Annotated in this window: 11 protein-coding genes and 1 pseudogene; 7 read left to right on the forward strand and 5 right to left on the reverse strand. The window is 66.1% G+C overall.

Going from position 1 to position 14860, the window contains the following annotated elements; genetic code table 11:
- Positions 1-408: 408 nt before the first annotated feature.
- The gene (locus MET9862_RS15090) at positions 409-2559 is read left to right on the forward strand and encodes a carbohydrate porin (RefSeq protein ID WP_142583740.1); all 2151 of its coding nucleotides are present in this window, start codon (positions 409-411) and stop codon (positions 2557-2559) included.
- 259 nt (positions 2560-2818) lie between these two features.
- Here the strand turns inward: MET9862_RS15090 and MET9862_RS15095 are convergent, their stop codons facing one another.
- Together MET9862_RS15095 and MET9862_RS15100 are read right to left on the reverse strand one after the other, a co-directional pair.
- Complete coding sequence (locus MET9862_RS15095) at positions 2819-3196, reverse strand: hypothetical protein (protein ID WP_163006264.1); 378 nt, start codon at positions 3194-3196, stop codon at positions 2819-2821.
- Between the two features lie 158 nt (positions 3197-3354).
- Positions 3355-3552: pseudogene (locus MET9862_RS15100) on the reverse strand (ISL3 family transposase); the annotation flags it as partial.
- Positions 3553-3972: 420 nt separating this feature from the next.
- On the opposite strand from MET9862_RS15100, the gene MET9862_RS29415 reads away from it, so the two are divergent.
- Together MET9862_RS29415 and MET9862_RS15115 are read left to right on the forward strand one after the other, a co-directional pair.
- Complete coding sequence (locus MET9862_RS29415; protein WP_053622092.1) at positions 3973-4365, forward strand: cation transporter dimerization domain-containing protein; 393 nt, start codon at positions 3973-3975, stop codon at positions 4363-4365.
- A 22-nt stretch (positions 4366-4387) separates the two neighbouring features.
- Positions 4388-6196 carry a glycoside hydrolase family 15 protein gene (locus MET9862_RS15115; protein WP_053611289.1) on the forward strand — a complete coding sequence of 603 codons (1809 nt, stop codon included), beginning with the start codon at positions 4388-4390 and terminating at the stop codon, positions 6194-6196.
- Positions 6197-6757: 561 nt separating this feature from the next.
- Here the strand turns inward: MET9862_RS15115 and MET9862_RS15125 are convergent.
- Entirely contained in the window at positions 6758-8026 is a 1269-nt protein-coding gene (locus MET9862_RS15125; protein ID WP_238178967.1) for an efflux RND transporter periplasmic adaptor subunit, read from the reverse strand.
- A gap of 167 nt (positions 8027-8193) precedes the next feature.
- On the opposite strand from MET9862_RS15125, the gene MET9862_RS15130 reads away from it, so the two are divergent.
- The gene (locus MET9862_RS15130; RefSeq protein ID WP_053622091.1) at positions 8194-11349 is read left to right on the forward strand and encodes an efflux RND transporter permease subunit; all 3156 of its coding nucleotides are present in this window, start codon (positions 8194-8196) and stop codon (positions 11347-11349) included.
- 66 nt (positions 11350-11415) lie between these two features.
- A complete protein-coding gene (locus MET9862_RS15135) occupies positions 11416-11625 on the forward strand; it encodes a heavy-metal-associated domain-containing protein (protein WP_053622090.1) in 210 nt (69 codons plus the stop codon).
- Between the two features lie 151 nt (positions 11626-11776).
- Here MET9862_RS15135 and MET9862_RS15140 read toward each other — a convergent pair whose 3' ends face one another.
- Positions 11777-12136, reverse strand: coding sequence for a hypothetical protein (locus MET9862_RS15140; RefSeq protein WP_142583744.1), 360 nt, complete (start codon positions 12134-12136; stop codon positions 11777-11779).
- 431 nt (positions 12137-12567) lie between these two features.
- Here MET9862_RS15140 and MET9862_RS29820 point away from each other — a divergent pair, with 431 nt between their 5' ends.
- Both MET9862_RS29820 and MET9862_RS15150 read left to right on the forward strand, forming a co-directional pair.
- Positions 12568-12873, forward strand: coding sequence for a hypothetical protein (locus tag MET9862_RS29820; RefSeq protein WP_210248106.1), 306 nt, complete (start codon positions 12568-12570; stop codon positions 12871-12873).
- Between the two features lie 821 nt (positions 12874-13694).
- Positions 13695-14090, forward strand: coding sequence for a hypothetical protein (locus MET9862_RS15150; RefSeq protein ID WP_053622088.1), 396 nt, complete (start codon positions 13695-13697; stop codon positions 14088-14090).
- Positions 14091-14158: 68 nt separating this feature from the next.
- Here the strand turns inward: MET9862_RS15150 and MET9862_RS15155 are convergent.
- The coding region (locus MET9862_RS15155) for a carbohydrate porin (RefSeq protein ID WP_142583745.1) at positions 14159-14860 on the reverse strand (702 nt) is incomplete at its 5' end.

A 14860-nucleotide genomic window follows, 5' to 3' on the forward strand; every position in this document is an offset into this window, starting at 1 on the left:
GCATTCGGGGAACGATCGATCGCGCGCACGGCCACGATGCGTTTCGAATGCCGCCCTACCTCGCCCGCAGGCGGGTTCGCAGTCGTGATCACGGCCGATGGGAAGAGCGGCATGGCTGCCGTCGCTGCCAGCAACCCACACGCTATGCCGCCTGAATTCTGGAAGTCCGGCCTCTCACCCTCCCGCTCCGTAGGCGTGGCGAGGGGCGTGAGACCGGTGTCTACCTCGGTGGTACGCGCGGCTATCTCATCGGCCGGGGTCGTCAGCTCAACGCGAACCCGGCGGCGGACTTGCACGAAGCCGCTCGTCCATGGTTAGCGGCACGGCCAAGTTTGGGCGGATGCCGCATCGTGTCCCGGTCACCGCATCGCTGGTGCGGGATCGGTTCATGCATGTGGAGGCGGCACGATGAGCCGGTGGAGACAGGCCGCAGGACGCCTCCGCGCGGGTGCAGGGATTGGTGCAGGGGTTGCGACGTTGCTCGCTGGCCTGTCCACCGGCGCCCACGGGGCCGATCGCGCCACGCCGACGCCACACGACGCGACACACCTGCCCTCCTTCGGTACCTGGGCGGGCGGCTATATCGGATGGCAGGGCAGCGCCGGTGACGCCTTCGGCGACTTCGGCTTCGGTTCCGGCATGATCGGCCGCCGTTCGGTGCCGGAATTCCGCACCGGGGATGCCACGGGCCGCAACGATGCCGGGCGGGATGCGACCACCGCGCTCGGCGGCCTGTTCGGCGGGTACGCCTGGCAGATCGGCCCGTTCGTGTATGGCGTTGAAGCCGACGTTGACGCCACGAACCTGAAGCGGCCCGTGTCCTCGACCACGCCTGGGTTCGGCTTCGAGGGGCTGGATCCCGCCTTCCCCGTGACCCGGACCAAGGCCGACGTGTTCGGGACAGCCCGGGCCCGCGTCGGCTACGCGTTCGAGCGCTATCTCGTCTATGCCAGCTTCGGGCTTGCGGGCGCTCAGGTCCGGTTTCTCACCAACTTCCCTGATCCGGGGACGACGTCAGCCCCGGCCCTTCGGCGGGGCCGCGCCTTCCTCGGGTTCTCGCTCGGTGCCGGCATCGAGTATGCCATCACCGAGAACCTCGCGCTGGGACTGGAATACCGCTACCTCGACCTCGGCCGGAGCGGACGGCTCGATCTCGGCACCGTTCCGGGCGTCACCGGCGGCCCCTTCTCCGCGCGGGCCTCCTTCACCTCCAACCAAGTCCTCGCGCGCCTGTCCTGGTATCCGGGTGGTCTCGTCTTGCCGCCCGAGCCCGGCGAGGTAGCCCCCCACGATCCCGATACGGCGATCAGCGACCGCGTCTCGCTGCACGGCCAGACGACCTTCGTGGACCAGGGCGTGTCCGGCTTCCGCTCGCCCTATCTCGGGCCGCAGAGCCTCGTGCCGCGCCAGGCACGCGCCACGCTGACGGCGACCGCCTTCCTCGGTTTCAAGCTCACGGACAGCACCGAACTCTACTATAACCCCGAATTCGACCAGGGCTTCGGCCTGAGTCGGACGCTCGGCGTCGCCGGCTTCGTCAATGGCGAAGCGCAGAAGGCCGGGGCGCCCTTCCCGAAATTCCGCTCGCAACGCTACTTCGTCCGCCAAACCTTCGGCCTCGACGGCGAGACCGAGGATGTGCCGGACGGCCCGAACCAGGTCGCGACCCGCCGCGACATCGAGCGGATCACGATCGTGGCCGGCAAGTTCGCGCTCGGCGACTTCTTCGACGGCAACACCTACGCGCACGATCCCCGCGTCGATTTCCTGAACTGGTCCCTCTGGGCGTCCGGGGCCTATGACTTCCCTGCGAACCTGCCCGGGTTCACGCAAGGCGTGATGGTCGAGTACAACCGCAAGGAGTTCGCGATCCGGGCGGCCTACACACAGGTGCCGAAAGAACCGAGCAGCAACGTTCTCGACCCGCGCATCGCCCGGAAGGGAGGCCTTACGGTCGAGCTGGAGGAGCGCCACGTGCTCCCGGGGCTCGACCAGCCCGGCAAGATCCGCCTCGGCCTGTTTACCAACGTCTCCCGTACGGCGAACTATCGCGAGGTGGTCGACCTCACTCAAGGGGGCTTCTTCGCCGATATCAACGATGCGGCCGCGGCCACCCGACGCGACCGGCGCAAGAGCGGTCTCTACCTGAACCTCGAACAGGCGGTGACATCGCAATTCGGGGTGTTCGCGCGGGCCAGCCTGAACGACGGACGCAACGAGAGCCTCTCCTTCGCCGACATCGACCGCAGTGTCTCCGGCGGTGTCTCGCTGAAGGGCGGCGCCTGGGGCCGGCCCGACGACACGGTCGGCCTCGGCGCTGCCCTCAACAACCTGTCCCGCTCGCACCGGGATTTCTTCGCCAACGGCGGCCTCGGTCTGGTGATCGGCGATGGCCGCTTGAGCTACCGCGCCGAGCGCGCGGCCGAGGCTTACTACGCGCTGAGCCTCACGAAGGCCGTGACAGTCTCCGCCGATTACCAGCTCGTGGCGAACCCGGCCTACAATCGCGACCGTGGCCCGGCACACTTTTTCGCAGCCCGCCTCCACACGGACTTCTGACGGTCGATCGGCGCCTCGCCGTTGACCATGATCGCCGGCACGGCAACGCCTATGCCTTCCTGAGCTGTGCGGCCTGTCCGGTCAAACAGGGTGCAGTTCACATCGCTTGACCGAGGTTGCGACACGGCCGGACACCAGGCCGCTGGAAGAAAATTGTATCCGCCTCGACGCGAACGCGGCCCATTCAGTCCCGACCCAGCTTGACTTCGCGGGACGATAAAATTGGGCCAATTCTCATCTATGAGCCTGCTTATCGCTATTATTCAGTTATCGAAATCAGCTGAAACTCTGGAAATTTTGCGAAAATATCCATATCACAAGCTCCACATATAAAAATTTTCTTGGAGCGTTCGTCGATCACCGTTAGGCGATCCTTGTCTATTCTGAAATCTGTTTTATTTAATAGCCGTCTTACGAAATCGTGAATGTTTTCTGGAGTGCTTACGAAGTACACATTGTCTTTGAAAGCAATTTGGAATTTGCCGCGCCCGCGACCTAGCTCATCGATGAATTTGCTATAGATTAGCTGATATGAAGCTTCGTTGTCGCTTGCTATATCGAATTTGACCGTCATGACAGTCATGCCCGCTCCTTGAGTTGCCGCCTCTGAAAAATTGACGGTCGCGATAAGACCCAATCCAAGTCGGTCTCCCCTCTCATCACAAGCAAATCCGGCCTTTGCAGCTGTCGACGGCGGACTGACGCGCTGAGCGTACGCTGTTGGGGCTTCTCTCCCGGCCTGTCCCCTGGAAAGTGGTTCATCGCCAAGTCTGGTGGTTCAGGATCAATCACTGCGAGGAGAAGGCGGCGCAGTCGGTCGGGCTTGGCGCGGCCGTATATGGAGCGCTTCAATAGCTTGAGGCGATTGACTCGCCCCTCGGCCTGCCCGCTGCTCAGGGCAACCTAAGGCCAGCGTGGACCGCAATCCCGTCCTGCCGGAGGCTAGTGGCGAAGCTCTCGACCACGCTTCACCCCGCACGTGCGAGCGTCGCCTCGTCCGCCCCCGGTTGCTTGAGACCACCCGTTGGCGGACGGTCTCCCAACAGGGGTGATGACGACGAACACGGGAGCGGTTGTAGACGCGGTTGACCCCGGTCGCGGTGGGCGCATGTCCCAGCAGCGCAAGCGGGATGCCGTGCTGCGGCTGCTGCGCGCCGAGGACTTCGTGGCGGTGGACCCAGAGCCGGACCGTCTCGCCACTATCGCGCACGATCGCGGCGACCTCGTCCACCGTTACCCCCTTTGCCGCGTGCGTGGTCATGGCGTAGTTGTGCTGCAGCCGCGGCACCCGCGGCTCCACCCTTTGTCGGAACGCGACGCGGGAGGGACAGGGCGGTTCGCAACCGCGGCTCTCCCGTGCAATGATGGAGCGAAATCCGGCTTGGTAGCACCGTACGCCGTGCGAGATCACAGATGCCGACCATCAACCACGCCTTCGTCGCCGATCTCATCATGCTCGCTCCGGTCGCACTCGGAGCACAGGGCGCGCGCGCTCAACCGCTGGGGGCCTACGAGGCTGCGAACGGCTTCCGTGGCTCGGATGTCGCCTCCGTGATCACCCGCATCGTCGAGCGTCAGCTGCTGGCAATCCCGGGTGTGCGCTCCGTTCATGACCTGCACGTGCGCTCGATCACCTCCGGCATCGACGCCATGAGCGCGCACGTCGTCGTGACCGACATGGCCGAGGCCGCGCGCATCCGCAAGGCGGTGCAGCGGGTCATGGCGGCCGAGTTCGACACGCGCCACGTCACCGTGCAGGTCGAGAACGAGGTTCTGCAGGAAGAGGAAAAGCTGCGAAAGACCTGAGCGCGTGCGAGAGGCACCGGCCGTGCCGTCCCGGATCGAGGATTACGCCCTGATCGGCGACTGCGAGGCGGCCGCGCTCATCGGGCGCGACGGCTCGATCGACTGGCTGTGCTGGCCGCGGTTCGACGCGCCAGCGTGCTTTGCGGCCCTGCTTGGCTCACCCGAGAACGGCCGCTGGCAGATCGCCCCCGCCGCCCCAGGGTTCCGCGTGTCGCGCCGCTACCGCGAAGGCACTCTGATCCTCGAGACGGAGTTCGAGACGGCCGAGGGCGCCGTCACCCTGATTGACTTCATGCCCCCGCGCAGTGCTGCTCCGGACCTGGTGCGCATCGTCGTTGGCCGGCGAGGCCGCACGACCTTGCAAACCGACCTTGTCCTCCGCTTCGGCTACGGCGCGAACGTGCCATGGGTGAGCCGCCTGGAGGGCGGTCTGCTGCGAGCCATCGCCGGACCCGACATGCTGGTGCTGAAGACCGGCGTGCCGCTGCACGGTGAGGACTTGAGAACCGTCGGAGCGTTCACGCTCGGCGAGGCGGAGACCGCAACGTTCGTCCTCAGCTACGGCCCGTCGCATCAGCCGCCGCCCGTGTCGGTCGATCCGTTCCGCGCGCTCGCCGAGACCGAGGCGTTCTGGCGTACCTGGTCGAGCCGGTGCACCTACCAGGGCCGCTGGTCCGAGGCCGTGGGCCGCTCACTCATCACGCTGAAGGCGCTCACCTATGCGCCGACCGGGGGCCTCGTTGCTGCCCCCACCACCTCCCTGCCGGAGAGGATCGGCGGCGCGCGCAATTGGGACTATCGCTACTGCTGGCTGAGAGACGCGACCCTCACACTGCTGGCGCTGATGAACGCCGGCTACTACGACGAGGCCCGGGCCTGGCGCGAGTGGCTCCTGCGGGCGGTGGCCGGCAGCCCGGCCCAGCTCCAGATCATGTATGGCCTCGCCGGCGAGCGCCACCTGCGCGAATGGGAGGCGGGATGGCTGCCAGGCTACGAGGGCTCGCGTCCTGTCCGGGTCGGGAACGCCGCCGCCACACAGCTTCAGCTCGACGTCTTCGGTGAGGTCATGGACGCGCTGCACCAGGCCCGGCACGGGGGGCTGGCCGAGAACCCGGAAGCCTGGGCCCTGCAGAAGGCGCTAGCCGAGCATCTTGAGACCGTCTGGGACCAGCCGGACGAGGGCATCTGGGAGGTGCGCGGCGGGCGCAAGCACTTCGTCCACTCGAAGGTGATGGCTTGGGTCGCGCTCGACCGGATGGTGAAAACCGCAGCCGAGTTCGGCTGGGACGGGCCGGTCGCGCGCTGGCGGGCGCTGCGGGCGCGGATACACACCGATGTGTGCCGGCAGGGCTTCAACCCTGAGGTAGGCGCTTTCGTGCAGTCCTACGGCTCCAGAACCATGGACGCGAGCCTGCTGCTGCTGCCCTTAGTCGGCTTTCTGCCTGCAAGCGATCCGCGCATCCGCGCGACGGTCAGCGCCATCGAGCGAGACCTCTTGGTCGACGGGTTCGTCCTGCGCTACCGCACCGAGGAAACTCAGGACGGGTTGCCGCCCGGCGAAGGAGCCTTCCTACCCTGCAGCTTCTGGCTTGCCGACAATTGGATGCTGCAGGGCCGGCGCGAGGAGGCGCAGGCTCTCTTCGAGCGCCTGCTTGGGCTCCGCAACGATGTCGGGCTCCTCGCTGAGGAATACGATCCGCGAGCCAAGCGCCAGCTCGGCAACTTTCCGCAGGCCTTCTCGCATCTGGCCCTGATCGGCACGGCGCTCAATCTCTCACCGGCCAAAGCCAAGCCCCTCGCGCAACGGTCGTCCGGTCGCTGTGCCCCCTGAAACCGACCCCACGCCCGTCTGCTGCCGAGCGCCCGCTTCCCTGCCGGTTCCGAGCGAGACGGCGCACACCGAGTGTTCCGCGTTGGAGGCGCTTCGGTGTGCGGGGCCGCGCGAACCGGCGACCACGTCCGGATGACGGTCTTCAGTAGCGTGGGCCGCCCGAGGTGTTTCCCTTCTGCTGCTGGTACCCGGGGCGGGAGGGGTTGCGCGCATTGGGGTCACCCATGCCGCGCGGCTGCACCCGGCGTCCGCGCGGCATCCGGCGATGCATCGTCTCGCCTCGGGTCATGCGCACGAGTGAGAGCTCCAGGTTCAGGCCAGCGCCTAGCACCGGTGTGCCCGGGGCCGCCAGGGCGGACCCATACAGGGCGAAGCTCCCGAGGAGGGCGGCTGCCGTGCATGCGAGGACGCGTGATCTCACGGGAAAAATCCTTGTCAAGGGGGCTACCATACAGCTGCGGACGGGATAACGGCCGTGGAGATCGTGTCGTTCCTCCGCCTGCCGGCGCTCCTACGGTGCGAGCGAACGAGAGATCTCCGCGCTGCAGCGGGCCGGCCCGTTCAGGGAGCAGCCGAGCCAGCCCCGCCGGCGGAAGATCCCGACTGCGGCATGCCTCGTGTGCCATCCTGCGCGATATCCGCTTTGGCCGCAGGACGGACACCGACGCACAGGTTCTGGCTGAGGCGTTGCAGATGATCTGACGCGATCCGGGTACCGGGCTTCAATCCGCTCACGATCTCGGTCTGATCGCCGTAGCTTCCACCCGTCTCGACGGGCCGCATGCTGATGCGGCAATCGGCGCCGATGCTCCAGACGATGCGCTGGTCGAGTTGCGCCGACAGGGCGCGGGTCGGCACCAGGAGGCGCTCCTTGCGGCCGACCTGCAGACGCGTCCGGATGAACTCGCCGGGCAGGTAGAGGCCATCCGCGTTGGCGAGCTTGGCCCGGATCAGACGCCGGGCCGTCGCGGGATCGAAGCGGTTGTCGAGCTTGTAGACCTTGGCTTCCCGTCCCGGCTCGTCGTCGTCGCCCAGCACGGTCAGAGCGGCGCCACCACCCTGCATGGCGGCTCGCACGGCCTTCGAGTCGTCAGTCGAGAGCGCGACCTGCACGTCGATCGGGTCGATCTGCACGACGCTGACGAGGTTCGTCGCGTTCGCCGTGACAAGGTCGCCTATGTTGATCCCCGAGAGGCTGGCACGGCCATCGAAGGGCGCCTTGATCACGGCGTAATCGAGGTCGAGCTGCGCGCGGGCAATCGCGGCCTCGGCCGCCTGAACCTGGCTCTTGGCCGAGGTCCGGTTGCTCTCGAGCTGCTGCAGGCGCTGCTGGGTGGCGTAGCCCTTGTCGGCCAGCGTGTCGGTTCGTTGCACCTCCGCTTCGGCGAACTCCAGCGCGGCCTTGGCCCGCTCGCTCTGGGCCTTGGCGTCTTTCAGCGCCACCTCGAAGGGCCGGGGGTCGATCCGGAACAGCACCTGGTCCTTCTTGACCGTACCACCGGGCTCGAAGGGCCGCTCGATGATGGCGCCCGTCACGCGTGGCTGCAGCGCCGCGTCCTGCGGCGAGACGATCACCCCAGTGTAGTCGAAGCTGATCGGCACGGTCGCCATCTTCGCCTCGACCACGCCGACAGCGAACTCTGGTTCGCCCGGGCCTTTCTGGTCTGCTTCTGCCCCCGAGGGGGGGGCTGCTGCGAGGCGTCCTGCGAGAGAAGCCGGCAATGCCTTCAGCACGGCCGCGGGCAGCGGATGGCCCATCGCAGCCCAGGCGCCGATGCCGACCAGGATCAGAGCGAGGCCGGCCAATCCATAACGAAGCCGCGTGCGCACGCGTCAGCCCTCCGAGCCAGGAGCGAACAAATCCAAGAGCGAACAAGTCCGTGAGACGGGCACCGTCAGGTGCCCTGGCGCGGGGGGAACTCGCCCGAGCACGAAGCGTTGCACCGCCGCGAGCGCCGCAAGCCTCGCTCGGGTGGGACACGAGCGAAAGGCCCGGCATGTTCGCCTATTTCGTCGATCGGCCCATTCTGGCCGGCGCGATCTCGTTCCTGATCACTCTGATCGGTGCCGTGGCGGGTCTGAGCCTGCCGACCGCGCAGTTCCCGCAGATCTCGCCGCCGATCATCACCGTTGAGGCGACCTATCCCGGCGCCAGCGCCCAGCAGGCCTACGAGGCGATCGCGATCCCGCTGGAGCAGGAGATCAACGGCGCCCAGAACCTGATCTACATCTATTCCTTCAGCAACACCGACGGCAGCGTCGTTCTCTACGCCACCTTCGCGGTCGGCTCGGACCTGAACGCGGCCGCCGCCGACGTGCTCACCCGCGCCAACCGCGCCGAGGCGCGGCTGCCGCAAGCGGTGCGCGATCAGGGCCTGCAGATCACCAAGAGCTCGCGCCAGCAGCTCGGCAACGTCGTCCTCTACAGCGAGGACGATCAGTACGACGAGCTGTTCCTGTCGAACTGGGCCGAGACGCAGGTGATCAAGCCGCTGCGCCGTGTCGAGGGGATGGGGCGCATCGTCAACCTCTCGAACAAGCGCTACGCCATGCGCGTCTGGCTCGATCCGGCCAAGATGGAGGCGCTCGGCATCGGTCCCCAGGCCGTCGTCGAGGCCGTGCGCCAGCAGAATGCGCAGATCACCACCGGCTCCCTCGGCAAGCCGCCGATGGAGGATGCGCCGCCCTTGGAACTGCAGATCGTGACCAAGGGGCGGCTGGTCGAGACGAGCGAGTTCGAGAATATCGTGCTGCGCGCCAACCCCGGCGGGTCCGTCGTGCGCATCCGCGACGTCGCCCGGGTGGAGCTCGGCTCGGAGCAGTACGGGGTGCGCTCAAGTTTCGACAACAAGCCCTCGGCGGCGCTGCGCCTGTACCAGAACCCGCAAGCCAACGCCGTCGAGGTGATGCAGGGCGTGCGTGCCACCATGAAGGAGCTCGCCAAACGCTTTCCGCCCGGCCTGAAGTACGAGATCGCTCTCGACCGCACGGAGTTCGTGAAGGAGGCGATCCGAGAGGTCTACAAGACCCTGCTCGAAGCCATCGCGCTCGTGGTGCTCGTCACCTACCTGTTCCTGCAGAATTGGCGCGCCACGCTGATCCCGGCGATCGCGGTGCCGGTGGCGCTCGTCGGAACCTTCGGCCCCATGGCGGTGCTCGGCTTCTCGCTCAACACCTTGAGCCTGCTCGGCCTCGTGCTCGCGGTGGGGCTGGTGGTCGACGATGCCATCATCGTCGTCGAGAACACCGAGCGCCTGATGGGCGAGGGACGAACGCCACGGGAAGCCGCGCGCGAGGCCGTGACCGAGGTAGCTGGCCCCGTGATCGCCACCACGCTGGTGCTCGCGGCCCTGTTCGTGCCGGTCGCCTTCATCCCCGGCTTGACGGGCCAGCTCTACAACCAGTTCGCGCTCACCATCGCGGTGTCGGTGCTGATCTCGGCCGTGGTGTCCCTGACCCTGACGCCAGCCCTTTGCGGCCTGCTGCTCAGGCCCGGCCACGGCGGGGAGGCGAAGCGGTGGTGGCGCATGCCCCTGCGCTGGTTCGATGCCGCGCTCCAGCGCGGCGCGGACAGCGTCGTGGCCGCGATCGGGGCGCTCTCGCGTCACCTCGTGATCACCGGCCTCGTGTTTCTCGGCTTTGCCGCCGGCACCTACTGGCTGGTATCGCAGCGCCCGTCGGCCTTCGTGCCGCAGGAGGACCAGGGCTACTTCTTCGTCGACATCGCCATGCCGAAGGGCGCCTCGGTGGGGCGCACGACGGCGCTGGTCAAGGAGGTCGGCACGTTCGTGCGTGAGCAGCCCGCGGTGGCAAACACCCTCGGCGTCGTCGGACGCGGCATCCTGTCCGAGTCGATCGCGCCGTTCTACGGCTTCCAGATCCCGGCCCTGAAGCCCTGGAGCGAGCGTAAGGAGAGCGCCGATCAGGTCATCGCTGCGGTCAAGGCCAAGTTCAAGAACCATCCGGACGGCGAGATCCGCATCGTCGATCCGTCACCCCTGCCCGGGCTCGGCTCCCGCGGCGGCCTGACGGTCGAACTCCAGGACCGGAGCGGCGCGGGTGGCCTCAAGCTGGCCCAAGCGGCCGATCGCTTCGTCGCCGAGCTCCAGAAGTTGCCCGAAATCGGCAGCGCCGTTCCCATCACTAGCTACGGCGTACCACAGGTGCGGCTCGACATCGACCGGGCCAAAGCCGAGCAGCTCGGCGTGCCCCTTCAGCGCCTGTTCGACGCCCTCGGCACCTATGTGGGCTCGTCCTTCGTCAACCTCTTCAACCGGTTCGGCTTCGTCTACCAGGTCTATGTCCAGAGCGAGGCTTCGGGCCGACGCAAAATCGCGGATCTCGAGCGTCTGACCGTGCTGAACAGCCAGGGTGAGCCGGTGCGGATCGGCTCTCTGGTGACACCGCGCTTCGTCAGCGGTCCGACGGCGGTGTTGTCCTACAATACCTACCCGGCCGTGGAGATCGCCGTCGAGACCGCCGAGTCATCGAGCTCGGGATCGGCGATCGCGGCGGTGGAGCGATTGGCAGGGAAGACGCTCGGGAACGACTACGCCATCGAGTGGACGGAGGTCGCCTACCAGCAGAAACTCGCGGGGGGCTATGCGCCCGTGATCTTCGGGCTCGGCGTGCTGATGGTCTTCGTGCTGCTCGCCGGGCAGTACGAGAGCCTGAGGCTGCCCTTCGTGGTGATCCTGGCCACGCCGTTGGCGATCTTCGGGGCGGTTGGTTCGCTGGCGTTGCGCGACCTGCCGCTCGACATCTTCGGGCAGATCGGCCTGCTCCTGCTGGTCGGACTCGCGGCCAAGAACTCGATCCTGCTCGTCTCCTTCGCCGAGGAGGCCCGCGCGACCGGCGTGGATGCCCTGAAGGCTGCGCAGGACGCCGCTCATCTGCGCATCCGGCCGATCCTGATGACGGCCTTCGCCTTCATCCTCGGCTCGGTGCCGTTGGCCGCCGCCAGCGGAGCGGGCGCGAACGCGCGCATCTCGATCGGGACCGTGGTCATCGGTGGCCTGTTTGTGGCCACGATCCTAACCTTGTTCGTGACCCCCGTCTTCTACGTCGCAGCGGAGCGTGTGCGATGGCGGGGCAAGGACCGCGACGAGCGCAGCCCCGACGCTGAAGACGCCGCGGCATTGCCGGCGGAATAGAGAGCGGTTCACCGTCGCGGCAGACGAGCATGGCGCACGGCAACGATCAAGCCAGAAAGGGCAACCATGCGCGTCTACAAGGTCACCGGCATGACCGGCGACGAGTGCGAGCGCAGGATCGCCCGAGCGATCATGGATCAGCTCGGAGAGGACACGGTCGTGAGAGCGGATTCCCGAACGGGCGAGGTCCGGGTGGACGCATCCGCCGATCCGCAGATCGTGGTCTTTGCCATAGATGGTGCGGGCTACTCGGTCGACGCGGTCGGGGAGGATTGAGTGGAGGCTGGAGTGGGGTTGAGCCGCGCGGCTGGATCGGCCAGCACGGGAGCCGGTGGTGGGTTCGTATCGAACGCTCCTCACGGCAAACAGCGTCCTATTTGCCTTCGCAAGCGGGAGCGAGGGTGGTGAAAACGGCGAGCTCGCCGTCTCAGCGCCGGTGGCCCTTCTCCTCGCCCGACCTCCGGTATGGCTTGCTCAGGTGATCCAGCGGGTTGGTACGCGAGCGCCTTGTTCCGGTCAGGCCGGTATTTCCGGGCATCACCTTCGTGGTGGGCTTCAAGGCGCGAGGCGGCGCGATGTCCGTCGGCGGCCGCGTACCTTCCGGGATGTCTGCCTGTCTCGGCTGATCCCGTCGGTCCGAGATGGCTTGCGCCTGCGACGGCAGCAGCGGGATTAAGATCAGCGCGAGGAGGCCCAGGCTCCTCGGCATGACATCCGCGACGACGTTCCCTAACTTGGCGCGCCAATCAGGACTTTGCGATCCAAGCACAATCGAAGTCTGCCACATCTTTATGCTTTCTTGATTGCTTCTCGCCATCGTCAGCGGCAACAAGATTTCTAACTTTTAGTTGGCCGCTGATTGCGGCCAACACGCATCTGTCCAGAACTACAGATTGAAGAAGTCCGCTTGATCGTGCGCAGAAGCTCTGCTGCGATCTAATCGCAGACGCGAACCCGGCGGATGTAGGTTCCGCCATAAGCTCCGATGAAGCGCCGCCGCACGAGGTGGCAGTCACCACCGTAATAGGCTGGGTAACCATACCCGTAAGCCGCAGGGTAGCCGTATCCGTAGCCGTAGTAGGCCGGGCTCGCGGCCAAAGCTCCGAGCGCGAAACCACCGAGCAGACCCGCCGCACCGTAACCGAAGTGGCCGTGGCGACGGTAGCCATAATGGCCTCCATAGCCACCGTGCCCCCCGTAGAAGCCATGGCGCAGTCCATGACCGCCGAACCCACCGTGGCCGCCGAACCCGCCGTGACCGCCGAACCCGCCGTGACCGCCGAACCCGCTATGACCGCCAAACCCGCTATGACCGCCAAACCCGCCGTGGTGCTGCGCAGCGGCTGGGATAGATCCCACAATGCTACCGGTCAGCAACGCAAGCGCGGCGTAACCAGTGATACGGGCCGCTCTGAACCTGACGTGCATGGCACATTTTCCTCATCGAGCATCATCCAGGGACATAGGTCATCTGCCGGATGGGAGCTCGCCGCACCCATCTTGAGCAGGCCTGGGCAGTCGTGAATCAACGGCGGAGGTGCAGCAAGGTTCACAGAGGTAGGAGCGGAGCGTTTTGGCGATATCTCCAACTCCTCTGGTCCTAGCCGATCCTCTCACCGACCCGGTCCGAAGCCTGCCGGTCAGGTGACGGGCATCACGGGCACTTTGGTCACGGTTGGGCTATCGTCAGTTCGTCGAAGGCTATGGGGACGATGCGGATTATGCACCCGGTTGGGGCCACGGCTACGGTGGCTGGGGTCACGGCGGCCACTTCGGCGGACATCGCTCCCACTGACTCATTACTCGAAGGACGCGTACCTGGTATTCCCCTTCAGCCCCGCCGACCCAGTGGGGCTTTTCTGTGCAGGACAGGCTCGGACCTTGGTGGGCCGTCGCAGGACTGGCTGGATCGGAGGTGATTCAATTGCCGCGATACTCCGGAGCCACTTCCGCCGCTCGCTCCTGCTGCATTCACCTGACTTCGCCCGTGTTACCAAATCCGGCGAGAGCCACGGCGCAGGGGCCGTTCACATACCAGTAGATTGAGAGGCGCTCAAAATTCAGTCCGGGCGAGTGTCGAGAAAGGGCTGAGTAGCAGCAAGGCAACTCGTCACGAACAACGATGTCGGGCAGGATAAGATCATGGCGGCTAGGCATATAGCGTTGGGCAAAGGACCAGTAGCACAGTGCCGGACTCCCTAATCCCGATTTTGTTTCTCGCGGCAAGAATATTCCGGATGGTGCTTATGTGCTGCAAGTTCTCGAAGTGCATTGTTGCCGCCGTGACTCTCGCAGGGCTGACTGCTTTACCCGCGAGCAGCTTGGCAGCATCCTCGGATCTTAGCATGCTGACGCGATTGCTCACGCCGGCCGACCTCATGCTGATGATTGGAAATGTCTGCACCGCTCGCGATCCCTCCTTTCTGGCCGAAACGGCCGGCAAGCGGGGAGACTTTCGCTTCTACGCGCAGGAAGTGAAGGACGAAGTCAGCCACGGCGTCCCCGCCGCCGAGAACCTCCTCGTCCTGAGACAAGCAGCCGATGTCGCCAAGGCAGGGGCGCTGAAAGCCATCGAGAGCTTGCGATCCGACAGCCCGGACACCGAACTGTCTGCCATCAATGCCTGGTGCGACACGATCGTGAAATCCCTCGTGCGAGAGTATATCCGCACCCATGATGACCGTCACGCCGAATTCGAACTGCTGTTGGCGCGAGCAAAGGCTCGGGCAACTCCTGATTGACACGATAGGCTGACTGATCTCGCCGACGATGCCATCCGCGCACGATAGATCGGCATCGCAAGCACCGGTCAGTACCGGATCGTCGCGCGCAGGCCGAACACGGCCGCGTTCCGGATCCGCCGACCATCCATCTCGCGCGGATTGGCGCCGCCGCCGCTGGGCCGGAACACGTACTGAAAGTCCGGCTGCACGGTAACGCCAGGGCCGAGGACGGCTTGGTAGCTGACCTCCAGCACGGCCTCGCTGCTGCGCCGCGGTGCAGGCGTGCCGCCGAAGAGAAGGGTGTCGCGATCAAACCCTCGGGCGTTCTTCGAGATACGCTCGATGGCGAAAGCGACGCCGACCGTATCGTCCGAGCGGCCGGGCAGCAGGCCCTTATAGCCGATGCCGGCATCGAGGTAGAGGTCAAGCAGATTGCGATCGGAGGGCGAACCGGACAGGCGGACGAATACGCTGGCGCCATCGTTCGGGTCGTCGGGCTCCCGGTAGATCGTCTGATCGATGATTCCGTAGATGCCGCTGTTGCCCCGGAAGCGGCGCGCAAGGCCGCTGCTGGACGGGTTGGCAAGCGAGCCTCCGCTCCGATCGAAGCGAAGACTGCCGAAGCGGCCGAAATGATACCAGCCGCCCAGCGTCACCGTGCCGGGCTCGATGTTGTCATCGGCCTCGAGTGGGATTGCCCCGGTTTGATGGACACCGAGATCGCTTTCGCGTGAGGTGTTTGCCCGATGCCCAAGACCCGCCCCGCATACCCCGCCGAGTTCCGGCGG

This window comes from Methylobacterium symbioticum, from assembly GCF_902141845.1.
Taxonomy (GTDB): domain Bacteria; phylum Pseudomonadota; class Alphaproteobacteria; order Rhizobiales; family Beijerinckiaceae; genus Methylobacterium; species Methylobacterium symbioticum.